Below are 15,572 nucleotides of genomic sequence, written 5' to 3'. Positions count from 1 at the left end.
GTTCAGCTGTCGTTCTGGCCACCGCCCCGACGGGGCAGGTGGTCGCGCTTCTTGGACGACGCGGTCGAACCACCCTGGTCGCGTGGGGTGTCGTTTCGCCCGGGTCGGTTGGGCGACGGCCCGTCGGGCTTCTTCTTGCCGCCCTGACCCGAGCGGGCACTGCCGGTCCCCTTGGTGCCCGAGGACCCACCGCGCCTGCCGTTCGTGTCGCCGTCGCCCTTGGTGCCGGACGACCCGCCGCGCTTGCCGTTGGTGTTGCCGTTGCCCGCACCACGCTTGTTGCGACGGGCCGCCTCACCACCGGGGTGGTCCGCCAGGGTGCCCGACTCGGCCTCGTGCTTGACCTCGCGCAGGATGATCGCCTGCTGCACGACCTGCCAGAGGTTGGTGGTGACCCAGTACAGCAGGATGCCGAGCGGGAAGTTGATCGAGATGAAGGCCAGGAACAGCGGCATGATGTAGAGCAGCAACTTCTGCTGCTGCGCCATCGGGTTGTCCGCCATCTGGGCGGCGTTGCGGGCCATCATCTGCTTCTGCGACCAGAACATCGTTCCGGACATCAGCACGATGAGCAGCCAGCCCGGCCAGCCCGCACCACGGACCAGCATCTCCAGGCCGCCCTCGCCGACCGCGGTGAAGAAGTAGAACTCGGCACCGAGCAGTTCACCGCCCTCACGACCGGCGTACTGCAGCGTCCAGAACAAGGCCAGGAAGATCGGCGCCTGCATCAGCAGCGGCAGGCAGCTCGCCGCCGGATTGACGCCCTCGCGCTGGTAGAGCGCCATCTGCTCTTCGTTGAGCTTCTGACGCTTGGCGCGGTACTGCTCGGGATCCTTGCGCATCAGGTCGCGGTCGACCTTGTACTTCTTCTGGATCTCCTTGAGCTGCGGAGCGAGCGCCTGCATCGCACGCATGCTGCGGGTCTGCTTGATCGCCAGCGGCAGCAGCGCCACGCGGACCAGGATGGTGAGCAGGATGATCGCCCAGCCCCAGGCGTGGATCCCGGCGACGGGCTCGACGACGTTGTGCAGCAGGGTCAGCAGCGCGTCGAGCGCGCCGATGGTCCCGTCGCGGATGGTCTGCCAGAGCGAACCCACAGCGTTCTACTTCCTCGGGGGTACGGGATCGATCCCGCCCACGTTCCAGGGATGACAACGACCCAGCCGACGCGCGGCGAGCCAGCCGCCACGAAGACCTCCGTGACGACGGATCGCCTCCACGGCATAGGTCGAACAGGACGGCGCGAACCGGCAGCGCGGCTGACGCACCGGCGCGGTCGCCCGCCACAACTCCACGATGCCGAGCAGCAACCACGCCAACGGCGACCGCCGGTCACGGAACGTCGACGTCGACGAGGGGGTCGAGGAAGCCGTCGCGCCGCTCACGTCGCGACGTCCAGGACCTCGAGTCGACCGGCCAACTGCTGCAACTCCTGGTGCACCGCGTCCAGACGGCTCGCCGCGCAACTGGCACGCGCGATCAGCACGACGTCGACGCCCGCCCGCCAGGGCAGATGGCGCGCCGCCTCGCGCAGCAGCCGCTTGGCACGGTTGCGTGCCACGGCGGTGCCGACGCGACGGGACGCCACGACGGCCACCCGCGGGAGGCCGTCCACCCGGTCGGTACGGACGTGCACCACGGCGAGGCGGCCGGCGCGTTGGCGCCGGCCGCGCAGGACCGCAGCGATGTCGCGTCCCTCCCGCAGTCGATCGACCGCGACGGGGACCACGGCGGTCAGGCGCTCAACGATGCGCGGCCACGGCGCCGCCGGTTCTTGACGATCGCTCGCCCGGCGCGCGTGGACATGCGCGCACGGAACCCGTGCTTCTTGGAACGACGACGGTTGTTCGGCTGGAAGGTGCGCTTCACGGACCGGCCCCCCTGGGGTGCGGTGATGGGTGCACACGATGCGGAGACGGGTCCGGTCCGAACGACAGAGATGGACCGCGAGCCGGCATCGGTGCAGGCAGGACGTGCGAGGGAGCGTACCGCCCTGCGCGCGAGGCGGGCAAGCCGCCCGGCGGGCGGGCGTCCGGCGCCCGACCTCGGTCCGGCGAACCCGCACGGCGCGCGGGTGGCACCGGTTCGATCGGTGGACCACGAACCGCACCGTTCTGTCCATCCGGTGCGCGCGAAGCGTGCAGGCCGACGTCGTGTGGATAACTCCTTGCGACCGCGCGGCGCCGGCGTGTACGGTCCCCGGCCGTTCGCCGTGCGGAGACCCACGTCGCGTCCCCGGGTCCGACCCGGTCGGGACGAGGGTGCCGAAGCCGACGAACCTTCCCCCTGCGGCCTGCTTCGCGTCGAAATCGACGGGCGAGTTGCGCTATCCACACCTGTGGACGCTGTTGTGGACAGTGTTCGTCAGGGGGTGCAGTGCGCGCGCTGCCGAGGCACGAGCGGACCGCTCAGGGCCGTCCACCCGACGTCCCCCGACCCCGGACCGGCAGGAGCAGGCGTGTCACGACCCTCGACGCTCGACCTCGAGACGCTCTGGGAACAGAGCCTCGAGGTGGTCATGGGCACCGTCTCGTCCCCGGCTCAGCGGCAGTGGCTGGCCGCCACGCAGCCCGTCGGGTTCAGCGACGACACCGTCGTGCTCGCCAGCCCGCACTCCTTCGCGCGCGAGTGGCTCGACACACGATGCGGTGACCGCATCCGCCAGGCACTGTCCAGCGCCGCCGGTCGTCCCTTGCACGTCGTCATCACGGTCCAGCCGCGCCCGGAGCCGATCGAGCACCTCGCCACCGGCGACGGTGACCGCTCGCCGACGGGTGCCTCCGAGCAGACGCCGTCCCTGCGCCCGGATCCGGCTCCGGCAGCGGCGCGCGATGGTGGGCTGCCCGCGGCCACCCCACCATCGCCCGGCGCCCCCGCACGGGAACCGGAGGACGTCGTCGGTGACCACCAGGTGCCGGCGTCGGCGTCCTCGGCACCGTTGCAGGCCCCCGGGCGACCGGCGGGACCGATCCACACGGTTCCGGAGCGCAGCTCCCGACCCGAGGACGTCGAGCCCGAGACCCAGCTCAACCCCAAGTACTCGTTCGACGACTTCGTCATCGGTTCCTCGAACCGGTTCGCCCACGCGGCGGCCAACGCGGTGGCGGAGGCACCGGCGAAGTCGTACAACCCGCTGTTCATCTACGGCGGCGCCGGACTGGGCAAGACCCATCTGCTGCACGCGATCGGACACTACGTCCGCAACCTGTATCCACGGCTGCGGGTGCGCTACATCACGACCGAGCAGTTCACGAACGAGTTCATCAACGCCATCCGTGACGACCGGATCACCACCTTCCAGCGCACCTACCGCCAGGCGGACGTCCTGCTGATCGACGACATCCAGTTCCTGGAGCAGAAGGAGCGCACGCAGGAGGAGTTCTTCCACACCTTCAACGCGTTGCACAACGCCGAGAAGCAGATCGTGATCTCGAGCGACCGGCCGCCCAAGCAGATCGCCCACCTCGAGGACCGGCTGCGCAGCCGCTTCGAGTGGGGGTTGATGACCGACGTGCAGCCACCGGATCTCGAGACCCGGATCGCCATCCTGCGCAAGAAGGCCGAGTCCGATCGGCTGGGCGTCCCGCCCGAGGTGCTGGAACTGATCGCCTCGAAGGTCGAGTCCAACATCCGCGAGCTCGAGGGCGCCCTGATCCGCGTCAGCGCCTTCGCGAGCCTCCAGCGATCGTCTGCCGACTCCGCCATGGCGGAGATGGTCCTCAAGGACCTGTTCCCGGACGACCGCGACCAGGACGTCTCGGTCCAGCTCATCATGGACGAGGTCGCCGACTACTTCTCCCTCACCGTCGAGGACCTGTGCTCGCCGTCGCGCAGCCGCCAACTGGTCACCGCACGGCAGATCGCGATGTACCTCACGCGTGAACTGACGGACCTGTCGTTGCCCCGCATCGGCAAGGCCTTCGGTGGACGTGACCACACCACCGTGATGCACGCCAAGTCGAAGATCGCCGGCCTCATGCAGGAACGCCGGGCCATCTACGACCAGGTGCAGGAGCTCACCAACCGCATCAAGACGCGGGCGCGCCGCCCATGAGCCGTCCACAGTTTCCACAGGACGGTGTGGAAAACCCGTGGACGGCCCTCGGGACGAGCTGTGCACCGGGCGTGGACGACCGTGCCCGACGCGTGGACAGCGTGGGGGCGGTGGTCGCCAAGCACTGGGGACGACCGGTGGACCGTCGGTGGAGAATGCCGCGGCGCGGTGGAAGCACACGCCTGTCATTGCTCGACCTGGGGATGGACGTACCGGTCGTCCCCAGTGGAACCACAACCCGGAAACCGGGTCTGACCTGCACGAACAGCTCATCATCCACACTTTCCACACCCCCTACGACGGACACGAGATCTCTCTGTTCTCTCACGTCTTTCATCAGCGGTGTGCACAACTGCACGGGTAGAGAGGAAGCCACGTGAAGCTGCGTGCCGAGCGAGCCGAGTTCGCCGAGGCCGTGTCCTGGGCCACCCGCACCGTCGGGGCCAGGGTCACGCTGCCGGCGTTGTCGGGAGTCCTGCTCGAGGCCGCCGACGGACGCCTGACCTGTCGTGCCACCGACCTCGAGGTGGCGGCCGAGATCTCGATCCCCGTGCAGATCGACCAGCCGGGACGGGTGCTGCTCCCGGGGAGGTTGCTGTCGCAACTGGTGGCGCGCTTCCCGGACGCGCCGGTGCAGGTCACCGGTGAGCCCGACCGGGTCGAGATCACCTGCGGTCGTGCGACCTTCCGCGTGCGCGGGATGCAGGCCGAGGACTTCCCGACCCTGGCGCAGCCGGCCGAGGACGCACCTCAGGGCGTGGTCAAGGCCGATGCCTTCGCTCGTCTGGTCTCGCAGGTCGCCCGCGCCGCATCCTCCGACGAGGGTCGTCCGGTGCTCACCGGCGTCCACCTGCAGGCGGCCGGTGACACCCTCACCGCGGCGGCGACCGACAGCTATCGCCTTGCCGTGCGCTCGCTGGCGTGGGAGGAAGCGGTCGAGGGCACGGCACTGGTGCCGGCCCGGTCCCTGCAGGAGGCCGCGAAGGCCGCCAGCGAGGTGGGCGGTGCGGTCACGATCGTGATGGAGACCGGCCAGGTGTCGTTCCTGTTCGGCGACCGGCGGCTGACCACCAAGCTCATCGAGGGCACGTTCCCCAACTACCGCGCCCTGTTGCCCGACGCCCACGAGACCTCGGTCGTCGTGCAACGCGCGACCCTGGTCGAAGCCCTCCAGCGCGTGTCGATCGTCGCCATGGGCCAGGCGAACACGCCCGTGAGCCTCACGTTCGGTGACGGCAGCGTGGACCTGCAGGCGAGCAACCAGGAGATGGGCGACGCCGCCGAGGCGCTACCGGCCGAGATCGACGGTGACGGCCTGACCATCGCGTTCAACCCCGGATTCCTGCTGGCGGGCCTCGAAGCCACCGGGACCGAGCGGATCCGCGTGGAGTTGCGGGACGGGCTCAAGCCGGCCGTCCTGCGTCCGCACGCGGACGACGGCCAGGTCGACGACCTGACGTACCTGCTCATGCCCATGCGCGTCAGCTGAGTCGGTGCGGCTGTCGCGTCTCGAGCTCCAGGACGTGCGTTCCTACGAGCGCGTGACCCTGTCGCTGTCGCCCGGCGTGACGGTGCTGGTCGGGCCCAACGCGCAGGGCAAGACCAACCTGCTCGAGGCGGTGCACCGGGCGGCGACCGGCAACTCGCACCGCGTCGCCGGTGACGGCCCGCTGGTGCGGGCCGGCGCCGACATCGGCGTGATCCGGCTCGAGGCGCTCACCGACGAGGGACGTCGCCGCACGCTGGAGCTCGAGCTGGGCTCCTCGCGGCGCACGAGGACCCGGGTCGACGGGCACGACGTGCGACGCGCGGCGGACGCCCTCGGTGTGCTGCGGGTGGTGCTGTTCGCCCCGGAGGACGTCGCGGTCGTCCGAGGGGACCCGGCCGAGCGGCGCCGTTTCCTCGACGAGCTGTTGGCGCAGCGCCGCCCGGCGTTCGCCGCCGCCCGCAGCGAGTACGAGCGGGCGCTGCGCCAGCGGAACCAGCTGCTCAAGCAGTTGCGCTCGTTGCCGTCCACCGCACGGGAGTCGGCGGCGTCGACGCTGGCCGTGTGGACCGATCAGCTGGTGACGCACGGCACCGCCGTCGTGGCCGCACGCTTGGCGGCCGTGCGCACCCTGGCCAGGCCGGTCGACGCCTTCTACCGCGACCTCGCGGACCGACCGGAGCCGATCGGTCTGGCCTACCGCTGCTCGGCCGGCCCGATCGAGAGCGCGCCCGACGAGGTCGTGCCCGACCCTGCGCCCATCGCCGCGGCGATGCGCGACTCGCTCGCGGAGCTCGCCGGCGACGAACTGGCGCGGGGGGTGAGCCTCGTCGGTCCCCACCGCGACGACCTCGAGCTCACCATCGGCTCACTGCCGGCCCGTGGCTACTCCAGCCACGGCGAGGCGTGGTCGTTGGCGCTGGCGCTCAAGCTCGCGACCTTCGAGGTGCTCGCGGACGTGGGCGACCGTCCGGTCGTGTTGCTCGACGACGTGTTCGCCGAGCTCGACACCACCCGTCGCAAGCGCCTGGCCGCCGCCTGCGAGCGCTTCGACCAGGTGCTGGTGACGGCGGCGGTCGAGGAGGACGTCCCCCTGCAGGGTGCGAAGGTCGACGTGCGCCTCGAGGACGGTCGCTCATCGGCCCTCCCCCGGCCCCCGGAGGGGAGATGACCAGCCGCCGTTCACGGGACTCGCGGAGCCGGTCCTCACAGCCCCGTCGCGAGGATCCGACCGTCGCCTCGCGACGAGCCGGGTGGCAGGATCGCGACGAGCAGGTCTACGCCAAGAAGCGTGCCCGCCAGCAACGCCAGCGGGCCGACCGTGAGCGGCGCAGCTACGACCCGGGGCCGCCGACCGACGAGGACTGGACCGTCGCGGAACCGGAGACGGACGGCATCCGCCGCATCAGCCCGCCCACGCCGATCGGCGACAGCCTGCAGTCGTTCGTCCGCCGACGGGGCTGGGACGAACGGTTGCGCGGCGCCACGGCCTGGTCACGGTGGGACGAGATCGTCGGTCCCGAGCTGGCGAGCCGATGCGAGCCGGTGCGGCTCGCCGGGGGAACCCTCGTCGTTCGTGCCGAGTCGCAGGTCTGGGCGACCCAGCTGCGCTATCTGACCACCCAGCTGGTGACCAACGCGCGCGCGGTCCTGGGCACCGACGCCGTTCGGGACCTGCGGCTGACGGTTGGCCCACTCGAGGGGCGCGTCGAGCCCGACGTCTGAGTAGGAGCGGCGTCTGCCTACCCCGAGGCGCGTCGCACGCAGCCGGCTTCCCTGCCGCGTCGAGCGGCCGGGCCCCCCCGCGCCGCGTGCGCACGGCGGACGGTCCCGACCGTCGCCGAGCGGCGCGGACGGCGCCCGCCCGGTCCGGGAACCGGGCAGGCCACGACGACGACTGCATCGGTAGCGGCCGGTCGTGCGGTCGAAGGTCCTCCCGGTGCGGTCCGTTGTGCCCTCACGCGACCCGGGGTGACGGCCGACCCTCTCCACAGCGCGCCCGCCGTGCTCGTTGCGCCGGCTGCAGCTCGGGCCGGCCACTGCGCCCGTCCCCGACGTCCGATCCGTCCGATCCCTTCGCCAAGGAGCCGCCAGCCGTGTTGACCGCGGTGGTCGAGCGCTTCCTCGCGCTCCTCGCCCTGCTCGCCCTCGGCGTGTCGCTCGCCGGGGTCGTGGCGCTCGTGCGCGGTCGGGTGTCCGACCGGGCGCGGGAGGCCGCCCTGCCCCTGGCTGCCGCCGTGGCGGTGGTCTCGACCGGCGGTTCGCTGTACCTCTCGGAGGTCGCCGGCTACCTCCCCTGTGTCCTGTGCTGGTACCAGCGCATCGCGATGTATCCGTTGGTGGTCGTGCTCGGCGTCGCCGCCCTGCGCCGGGACGCGGCCGCGTGGCGCACCGTGCTCCCGATCACCGGCATCGGCACCGTGATCGCCGCCTGGCACGTCGCGGTCGAACGCCTGCCTGCGCTCGGGTCCGGCGTCTGCGACCCGACCGCGCCCTGCACGATCCGGTGGGTGGAGGAATTCGGCTTCCTGACCATCCCCACGATGGCCCTCATCGGCTTCATCACCATCTCCGTGCTCGTCCTCGTCGCCCGTGCGGGACACCGGCGGGCCTGAACCACCGCCCGCTGCTCGCGGCGTCCCCCTCCACCTCGGAGCAGATCATGCCCAGTACCGTCACCCGCAAGCGTCCGCCGGCGAGGACGTCGACCAAGCCCTCGCGGCTGCCGCTGGTCCTCGGCGCGCTCGCCGTGCTCGGCGTCGCCATTCTGATCGCCGTCTTCACCGCCAACGACGCCAGCTCCGCGGTCACGGTGGAGGACGTCGCCGGTTCACCGAGCGTCGTCACCGACCCGTTGCCCGACTTCGGCGGGGACACCGCCGCCGACCCCGCGCTGGGTCAGCGCGCCCCGCAGGTGGACGGCCAGGCGATCGAGGGCGGCGGCGCGGTCACCATCGGCGCCGGCAACGGGCCCGAGTTGCTGGTGTTCCTCGCCTCGTGGTGCCCGGCCTGCCAGGCCGAACTGCCCGAACTCGTCGGGTGGCTCGACGGCGGGAACCTGCCCGACGAGGTGGCGCTGACCGCGGTCGTCACCGGGCTGGACAACACGCGACCGAACTGGCCGCCGACCGACTGGCTCGAGCGCGAGGGCTACACCGGCGAGACCATCGTCGACGACGCCGAGGGCACCATCGCCGGGGCCTACGGCATGTCGGGTACCCCGTTCTGGGTCGCGCTGGACGCCGAAGGTCAGGTCGTTGCCCGCGCCTCGGGACGTCTCGAGATGCATCAGGTCCAGCAGATGGCCGACGTGCTCGCGCAGGGCTGAGTCCCACCGCACGACACCGGCAGCCGGTGCGCGACCGACCGGTTGCCCGCCGAACGCGCCGGGTCGACGGCGTTGCGCCGCCGACGTCGGCGCGCGAGGATGACCGGCGTGCCCGAACTCCCCGACATCGAGGACTACCTCGCGGCCCTGCGGCCACGGGTGCTCGGCGCGCGCCTCGAGCAGGTGCGCATCACCGGGTTCTCGCTGCTCAAGACCTTCGACCCCCCCGTCTCGGCGATCGAGGGCCAGCGCGTCACCGGGCTGCGGCGCCTCGGCAAGCGCCTGGTGTTCGTCTTCGACGACGCGGACGGCCCGCTGTTCGCCGTGCTGCACCTGATGATCGCCGGCCGCCTGCGGTGGCGCGACCCGGGCGCCAAGGTGCCGGGCAAGGTCGGGATGGCCGCCTTCGACTTCACCGGTGGCGAACGTGGCGACGGCACCCTGCTGCTGACCGAGGCCGGCACGAAGAAACGTGCCTCGCTGCACGTCGTCCGCGGTGAGGACGCGCTGGCCGAGCACGACCGCGGTGGGATCGATCCGCTGCGCGCGGACCGTGCCGACTTCGCCGCGCAACTGCAGCTCGAGAACCGCACGCTCAAGCGGGCGCTGACCGATCCGCGGCGCTTCTCCGGGATCGGCAACGCCTTCAGCGACGAGATCCTGCACGCGGCCCGGCTCTCCCCGGTCAAGCGCACCCGCCAGCTCACCGACGAGGAGCTCGACCGCCTGCACGCGGCCACGCACGAGGTGCTGCAGGCGTGGGTGACGCGCCTGCGCGAGCAGACCGGCGACGGCTTCCCGGAGGCGGTCACCGCGTTCCGAGCCGACTTCGCGACGCACGGCCGGTTCGGACAGCCGTGCCCGGTCTGCGGCACCGGGATCCAGCGCATCCGCTACGCCGACAACGAGACCAACTACTGCCCCCGGTGCCAGACCGAGGGCAAGCTGCTCGCCGACCGCAGCCTGTCCCGGCTGCTCAAGGACGACTGGCCGCGGACCGTCGACCAGCTCGAGGGCGCCTGAGGGGTTCCGACGACCCGAGCCCGGTGCCACCATGGGCGGTCCGGCCACCGTCCCGTGACGCTCGTAGACCGCCTCGGGGGCGTCGCGGGTGCTCCGCGTGGGAGGGTACGTGGGCGGGGTCCGGTCGCTGCACCGTCGTCCTGGATGCCGCTGGGGACGAGGGCCGGTCTGGTAGGCTGGTCGTTCCTGCCGTCGCCTGCGTTGGTGTACGGCGCCCTTGCCCAGAGAGGCTCCTGCGTTGGCTCCTGCCCCTGATTCCGGCCTGCCTGACTCCGGTGCGCCCGCCGGTACCCCGGTGACCGGGTCGTCGGACGCACCGATCGCCGGCAACGGGAACTACAGCGCGAAGAACATCACGGTGCTCGAAGGGCTCGAGGCGGTGCGCAAGCGCCCCGGGATGTACATCGGTTCCACCGGACCGCGGGGTCTGCACCACCTGGTGTGGGAGGTCGTCGACAACTCCGTCGACGAGGCGCTGGCCGGCCGCTGTTCGGCGATCGAGGTGACGCTGCTCGCCGATGGCGGTGTGCGTATCGCCGACGACGGTTCGGGCATCCCGGTCGACCTGCACGAGAAGGAGGGCCGCTCGGCGCTCGAGGTCGTGATGACCGTGCTGCACGCGGGCGGCAAGTTCGACTCGCAGGCCTACGCGGTGTCCGGTGGCCTGCACGGCGTGGGCATCTCGGTCGTCAACGCCCTCTCCCGACTGCTCGTGGCCGAGGTCCGCCGCGACGGAGGGCTGTACCGCCAGTCCTACGTCCGGGGCGTCCCGCAGGGTCAGGTCGAGCGGGTGGGCGACGCGTCCGCGGCCGAGCAGACGATCCAGGGCTCGACGACGGGGACCACGGTCACCTTCTGGCCCGATCCGGAGGTGTTCGAGGCGACCGAGTTCTCGATCGACACCATCTCGCGCCGCTTGCGCGACACGGCGTTCCTGACCGCGGGCCTGCGCATCACCCTGCGCGACGAGCGCGACCTCGAGGCGGCCGAGTTGCCCGAGGACGCCACGCCGGGCGAGCCGCGCGTGCTCGTCTTCCACGCACCCGGCGGACTGCGCGACTTCGTCGACCACATCCGTACCACCAAGGCCAAGGACGGGCTGCACCCCGTGATCCACTTCGAGGCCGAGGAGGAAGGCCCCAACGGCCCGCAGTCGGTCGAGCTGGCCTGCCAGTGGATCAACGACTACAACGACGCGATCCTGTCGTTCGCCAACACGATCAACACCCATGAGGGCGGCACCCACGAGGAGGGGTTCCGCACGGCGATCACCTCGGTGATCAACCGTTGGGCCAAGGACAAGGGCCTGCTGCGCTCCAAGGAGGTCGAGTCGCTGACCGGTGACGACCTGCGCAGCGGTCTGGTCGCGATCGTGTCGGTCAAGGTCGGCGACCCCCAGTTCGAGGGGCAGACCAAGACCAAGCTCGGCAACACCGAGGTCAAGTCGTTCGTGCAGACCACGACCTACGCCCGCATCGCCGAGTGGCTCGAGGAGCACCCCGGCGAGGGCAAGCTGATCGTGCAGAAGGCGGAGGGCGAGGCCCAGGCCCGCATCGCGGCCCGCAAGGCCCGCGACCTCACCCGCCGCAAGTCGCTGCTCGAGTCGACCTCGTTGCCGGGCAAGCTCGCCGACTGCCAGTCGCGTGACCCGGCCGTCTCCGAGCTCTACATCGTCGAGGGCGACTCGGCCGGCGGCTCGGCGAAGATGGCCCGCGACCGGGCGACGCAGGCGATCCTGCCGATCCGCGGCAAGATCATCAACGTCGAGAAGGCCCGACTGCCCAAGGTGCTGTCCAACACCGAGGTCCAGGCGCTGATCACGGCGATGGGGACCGGCTTCGCCGACGACTTCGACGTCGCCAAGGCCCGCTACCACAAGCTGGTGCTGATGGCCGACGCCGACGTCGACGGCGCCCACATCCGCACGCTGCTGCTGACCTTCCTGTTCCGGCACATGAAGCCGCTGATCGAGGCCGGCTACGTGTACCTGGCGCAGCCGCCGCTGTACCAGATCACGCATCCGACCCGGAAGAAGGACGTCTTCTACGCCTACTCCGATCCCGAGCGCGACGCGATCTTCGAGCGGCTCCCCAAGGACAAGAAGATCGACGTCCAGCGCTTCAAGGGGTTGGGCGAGATGGATGCCGACCAGCTCTGGGACACCACCATGAACCCGGAGAAGCGCACGCTGAAGGTGGTCACCATGGACGACGCGGCGGTCGCGGACGAGATGTTCTCCATCCTGATGGGTGACGACGTCGAGTCGCGCCGCAACTTCATCCAGACCAACGCCAAGTACGCGACACTGGACGTCTGAGTGCGGCGCGCCCTGTGGTGGCTGGGTGCCGGGGTGCTCGCCCTGGTCCTGCTCGTCGTGGGTACCGCCCCCGAGCTCGTGGGTGGGGACACCGCCGGCTTGGCCGGCATGGTCGGTGTCGTCGTCCTGGCCGGGACACCCGGGCTGCTCGTGCTGGGTGCCGTCGCCGTCCGACGCGCCCGCCACGGTGACCGCACCGACCCCGATCCGCACGGTGACCGTTCCTGGCGAAGGAGGCATTGATGGACCGCACGTCGCGTGCCGCGCTGCTGGCCGCGTTCCTCGGTTTCGCCACCGTCGCCGGCCTCGGCGCCTTCCTCGGCTTCGAGCTCGGCGGGGCGCTCGTCGCCGGTGCCGTGACCGGCCTGGTCGCAGGACTGCTGATCTGGGCTGCGGCCCGCCGGGCCGAGACCTTCCACGAGGCCACCCCGCCCTCACCCCGGTTCCCGGGGGCACCCGATCGTTCCGACGGCACGCCCTCGGACCCCACCGACCCCGCGGCCGGCGTCGACGACGCCCGCTGAGTGCCCCCCGGCACCCGGACCGCACGCTGACGTAGACGGAGCACCTCGTGTCCGACGGACCCACGCCGCCCTCCGGTGACGATCGCCGTCCCGACGGGGAAATCCCCGACGAGACGCCGATCGGTACGCCCGAACCGACGCCCGGCGACCCGGTCGCCCGCGCGGACGACGGCACGCCGCTCGACGAGACCGGCGGGGTGCTCGCGGCCCGCGTGGAGCCGGTGGTCATCGAGGACGAGATGCGCTCGTCCTACCTCGACTACGCGATGTCGGTGATCGTCGGACGCGCCCTGCCCGACGCGCGCGACGGACTCAAGCCGGTCCACCGTCGCATCCTGTACTCGATGGACGAGACCGGGCTGCGCCCCGACCGGCCCTACCGCAAGTGCGCGTCGGCGGTCGGCGACGTGATGAAGAAGTACCACCCTCACGGTGACTCGTCGATCTACGACGCGCTGGTCCGGATGGGGCAGGACTTCTCGATCCGCTACGAGCTGATCGACGGGCACGGCAACTTCGGTTCGGTCGACGGCGACCCCGCGGCGGCCATGCGCTACACCGAGGCCCGGCTGTCCCGGCTCGCGATGGAGCTGCTGCGCGACATCGACGAGGACACCGTCGACTTCGTGCCCAACTACGACGGCTACGAGGACGAGCCGGTCGTCCTGCCGGCCCGCTTCCCGAACCTGCTGGTCAACGGCAGCTCCGGCATCGCCGTCGGCATGGCGACCAACATCCCGCCGCACAACCTCGGTGAGGTGATCGACGCCACGATCGCGTTGATCGACGACCCGACGCTGACCGCCAGTGACCTGATGCGCTTCGTGCCGGCGCCGGACTTCCCGACCGGTGGGCTGATCCTGGGCAACCAGGGCATCATCGACGCCTACACCACGGGTCGCGGGTCGATCAAGGTTCGTGCCGTGTGCACGATCGAGGAACCGGAGAAGGGACGTGACCGCGAACGCATCGTGGTCACCGAGATCCCCTACATGGTCAACAAGGCGACGCTGCTCAAGAAGATCGCCGAACTGGTCAACAACAAGGTGCTGTCGGGCATCGCCGACCTGCGTGACGAGTCCTCGCGCGAGGGCATGCGCATCGTCATCGACCTCAAGCGCGACGCGAACGCGCAGGTCGTGCTCAACCAGCTCTTCAAGCACACGCAGTTGCAGGACACCTTCGGCGCGAACGTCCTCGCGCTCGTCGACGGGGTGCCGCGCACGATCACCCTCGACCAGGCGCTGAGCCACTACATCAGCCACCAGGTCGACGTGATCACCCGGCGCACCCGCTACCGGTTGCGCAAGGCCGAGGATCGGGCCCACGTCCTGCAGGGCCTGCTGATCGCGCTGGACCACATCGACGAGATCATCGAGCTGATCCGTCGCAGCGAGTCCGCGGACGCCGCCAAGCTGCAACTGATCGAGCGCTTCGAGCTCTCCGACGTGCAGGCGCAGGCGATCCTCGACATGCAGCTGCGTCGGCTGGCGGCGCTCGAACGGCAGCGCATCCAGGACGAGTACGACGAACTGCAGCGACTGATCGCCGAACTGCGCGACATCCTCGGCGACCCGGCCCGGGTACGGGCCATCATCAAGGACGAGCTCACCGAGGTCCGCAACCGGTTCGCCGACGCCCGCCGCTCGCGCATCGTCCCCGACGAGGGCGCGATGACGGTCGAGGACCTGATCCCGGTCGGTGACGTGGTGATCACCCTGACGCGGGCCGGCTATGTCAAGCGGACCCCGGTCGACGCCTTCCGGATCCAGAAGCGCGGTGGACGGGGCGTGCGGGGAGCGGAGATGAAGGAGGACGACATCGTCGCCTCCCTGCTGACCTGCTCGACGCACGACCACCTGCTGTTCTTCACCAACCGTGGCCGCGTCTACCGCATCAAGGGCTATCAGGTCCCGGAGAAGTCGCGCGCGTCCAAGGGCGTCTACGTCGCCAACGTTCCCGGGCTCGCGCTCGAGCAGGGCGAGACCGTGGCGGCCGTGCGTGCGCTCAAGGACTTCAGCGGTGACCGCCACCTGGTGTTCGCCACCAAGCAGGGCACGGTGAAGCGGACGCGGCTCGACGCGTTCGACTCGCCGCGCTCGGTGCTGATCGCCATCAACCTCAACGACGGTGACGAACTGATCGGTGTGGCCGTCACCGACGGTGATCAGGACGTCGTGCTGGTGAGCCGCAAGGGCTACGCGATCCGGTTCCCCGAGGACGACGCCCGCACGATGGGCCGCTCGGCCGCGGGTGTGCGTGGCATGCGCCTGAAGGGTGACGCCTCGGACGCGGGGTCCGAGGACGGGGACCAGGTGCTCGCGATGGGCGTGGTCGGCAGCCAGGACGCCGACGACGACACCTATCTGCTGGTGGTCACCGACGGCGGTTACGGCAAGCGCACGCCGATGGTCAACTACCCGACCCAGAAGCGTGGCGGGCAGGGCGTCCAGACCGTCAAGCTCAGCGAGGCACGTGGCGGCCTGGCCGGGGCGCTGGTGGTGCCCTTCGAGGCGGAGGTGCTGCTGGTGTCCGACACCGGCGTCATCATCCGTATGGACCTCGCCGACGTGCGACCGATGAGTCGGGCGACCCAGGGCGTGAGCCTGATGAAGCCCGGCGACGGGGCGAGCGTGGTCGCCGTGACCCTCGTGGTCGACCACGACGATGCCGCCGAACCGTCGCCGAGCGTCCCCGACGCGGACGGCGGCGCCGACACCAGCGAGCGTGCCGAGCGCGCCGACGAAGGTGCCCGAACCGCTGATGACGGGGCTGCACGCGCCGATGATGGTGTCGAGCGCACCGACGCGGACGGGGACGCCGAGTAGGCTTCCGCGAAC

15 protein-coding genes are annotated in these 15,572 nt (G+C 70.8%); 11 read left to right on the top strand and 4 right to left on the bottom strand.

What is annotated here, in order from left to right:
- Positions 1-2 precede the first annotated feature (2 nt).
- The 4 genes from ELR47_RS01625 to rpmH all read right to left on the bottom strand — a co-directional run bounded on the left by ELR47_RS01625 (position 3) and on the right by rpmH (position 1,869).
- Entirely contained in the window at positions 3-1,097 is a 1,095-nt protein-coding gene (locus tag ELR47_RS01625; protein WP_130648301.1) for a YidC/Oxa1 family membrane protein insertase, read from the bottom strand.
- A gap of 6 nt (positions 1,098-1,103) precedes the next feature.
- Complete coding sequence (gene yidD / locus ELR47_RS19050; protein ID WP_370469402.1) at positions 1,104-1,310, bottom strand: membrane protein insertion efficiency factor YidD; 207 nt, start codon at positions 1,308-1,310, stop codon at positions 1,104-1,106.
- A 71-nt stretch (positions 1,311-1,381) separates the two neighbouring features.
- Entirely contained in the window at positions 1,382-1,729 is a 348-nt protein-coding gene (gene rnpA, locus ELR47_RS01615; protein ID WP_205745387.1) for a ribonuclease P protein component, read from the bottom strand.
- A gap of 5 nt (positions 1,730-1,734) precedes the next feature.
- Positions 1,735-1,869 carry a 50S ribosomal protein L34 gene (gene rpmH, locus ELR47_RS01610; protein ID WP_130648299.1) on the bottom strand — a complete coding sequence of 45 codons (135 nt, stop codon included), beginning with the start codon at positions 1,867-1,869 and terminating at the stop codon, positions 1,735-1,737.
- Positions 1,870-2,458: 589 nt separating this feature from the next.
- Between rpmH and dnaA the strand changes: the two genes are divergently transcribed.
- The 11 genes from dnaA to gyrA all read left to right on the top strand — a co-directional run bounded on the left by dnaA (position 2,459) and on the right by gyrA (position 15,560).
- Positions 2,459-4,054, top strand: coding sequence for a chromosomal replication initiator protein DnaA (dnaA, locus tag ELR47_RS01605; protein WP_276319917.1), 1,596 nt, complete (start codon positions 2,459-2,461; stop codon positions 4,052-4,054).
- 376 nt (positions 4,055-4,430) lie between these two features.
- On the top strand, positions 4,431-5,543 hold the full coding sequence (gene dnaN / locus ELR47_RS01600; RefSeq protein ID WP_130648298.1) for a DNA polymerase III subunit beta: 1,113 nt from the start codon (positions 4,431-4,433) through the stop codon (positions 5,541-5,543).
- Positions 5,544-5,547: 4 nt separating this feature from the next.
- Complete coding sequence (gene recF, locus ELR47_RS01595) at positions 5,548-6,711, top strand: DNA replication/repair protein RecF (protein WP_130648297.1); 1,164 nt, start codon at positions 5,548-5,550, stop codon at positions 6,709-6,711.
- The gene (locus ELR47_RS01590) at positions 6,708-7,265 is read left to right on the top strand and encodes a DciA family protein (RefSeq protein ID WP_130648296.1); all 558 of its coding nucleotides are present in this window, start codon (positions 6,708-6,710) and stop codon (positions 7,263-7,265) included. Before recF ends, ELR47_RS01590 begins: the two co-directional genes overlap by 4 nt.
- Before the next feature lie 371 nt (positions 7,266-7,636).
- The gene (locus ELR47_RS01585; protein ID WP_205745385.1) at positions 7,637-8,155 is read left to right on the top strand and encodes a disulfide oxidoreductase; all 519 of its coding nucleotides are present in this window, start codon (positions 7,637-7,639) and stop codon (positions 8,153-8,155) included.
- 47 nt (positions 8,156-8,202) lie between these two features.
- Positions 8,203-8,868, top strand: coding sequence for a TlpA family protein disulfide reductase (locus ELR47_RS01580; RefSeq protein WP_130648295.1), 666 nt, complete (start codon positions 8,203-8,205; stop codon positions 8,866-8,868).
- Positions 8,869-8,967: 99 nt separating this feature from the next.
- Positions 8,968-9,891, top strand: coding sequence for an Fpg/Nei family DNA glycosylase (locus ELR47_RS01575; protein ID WP_370469399.1), 924 nt, complete (start codon positions 8,968-8,970; stop codon positions 9,889-9,891).
- Between the two features lie 295 nt (positions 9,892-10,186).
- Positions 10,187-12,208: a DNA topoisomerase (ATP-hydrolyzing) subunit B gene (gene gyrB, locus ELR47_RS01570; RefSeq protein WP_130648293.1), complete on the top strand. Its 2,022-nt coding sequence runs from the start codon at positions 10,187-10,189 to the stop codon at positions 12,206-12,208.
- On the top strand, positions 12,209-12,451 hold the full coding sequence (locus ELR47_RS01565; protein WP_130648292.1) for a hypothetical protein: 243 nt from the start codon (positions 12,209-12,211) through the stop codon (positions 12,449-12,451). It begins immediately after the preceding gene.
- Complete coding sequence (locus tag ELR47_RS01560) at positions 12,451-12,732, top strand: hypothetical protein (protein WP_130648291.1); 282 nt, start codon at positions 12,451-12,453, stop codon at positions 12,730-12,732. The genes ELR47_RS01565 and ELR47_RS01560 overlap by 1 nt, the downstream gene beginning before the upstream one ends.
- A gap of 197 nt (positions 12,733-12,929) precedes the next feature.
- Positions 12,930-15,560: a DNA gyrase subunit A gene (gene gyrA / locus ELR47_RS01555; protein ID WP_370469401.1), complete on the top strand. Its 2,631-nt coding sequence runs from the start codon at positions 12,930-12,932 to the stop codon at positions 15,558-15,560.
- Positions 15,561-15,572: the final 12 nt, after the last annotated feature.

This window comes from Egicoccus halophilus (assembly GCF_004300825.1).
GTDB classification, from domain to species: domain Bacteria; phylum Actinomycetota; class Nitriliruptoria; order Nitriliruptorales; family Nitriliruptoraceae; genus Egicoccus; species Egicoccus halophilus.
Note: the sequence above shows the minus strand (reverse complement) of the source record. Positions and strands in the feature narration are given on the sequence as shown.

What these genes read in the sequence shown, in the direction of transcription:
- ELR47_RS01590 (WP_130648296.1), top strand. Translation starts at nt 6,708, where the DNA reads ATGACCAGCCGCCGTTCACGGGACTCGCGGAGCCGGTCCTCACAGCCC.
- ELR47_RS01580 (WP_130648295.1), top strand. Translation starts at nt 8,203, where the DNA reads ATGCCCAGTACCGTCACCCGCAAGCGTCCGCCGGCGAGGACGTCGACC.
- ELR47_RS01575 (WP_370469399.1), top strand. Translation starts at nt 8,968, where the DNA reads ATGACCGGCGTGCCCGAACTCCCCGACATCGAGGACTACCTCGCGGCC.
- ELR47_RS01560 (WP_130648291.1), top strand. Translation starts at nt 12,451, where the DNA reads ATGGACCGCACGTCGCGTGCCGCGCTGCTGGCCGCGTTCCTCGGTTTC.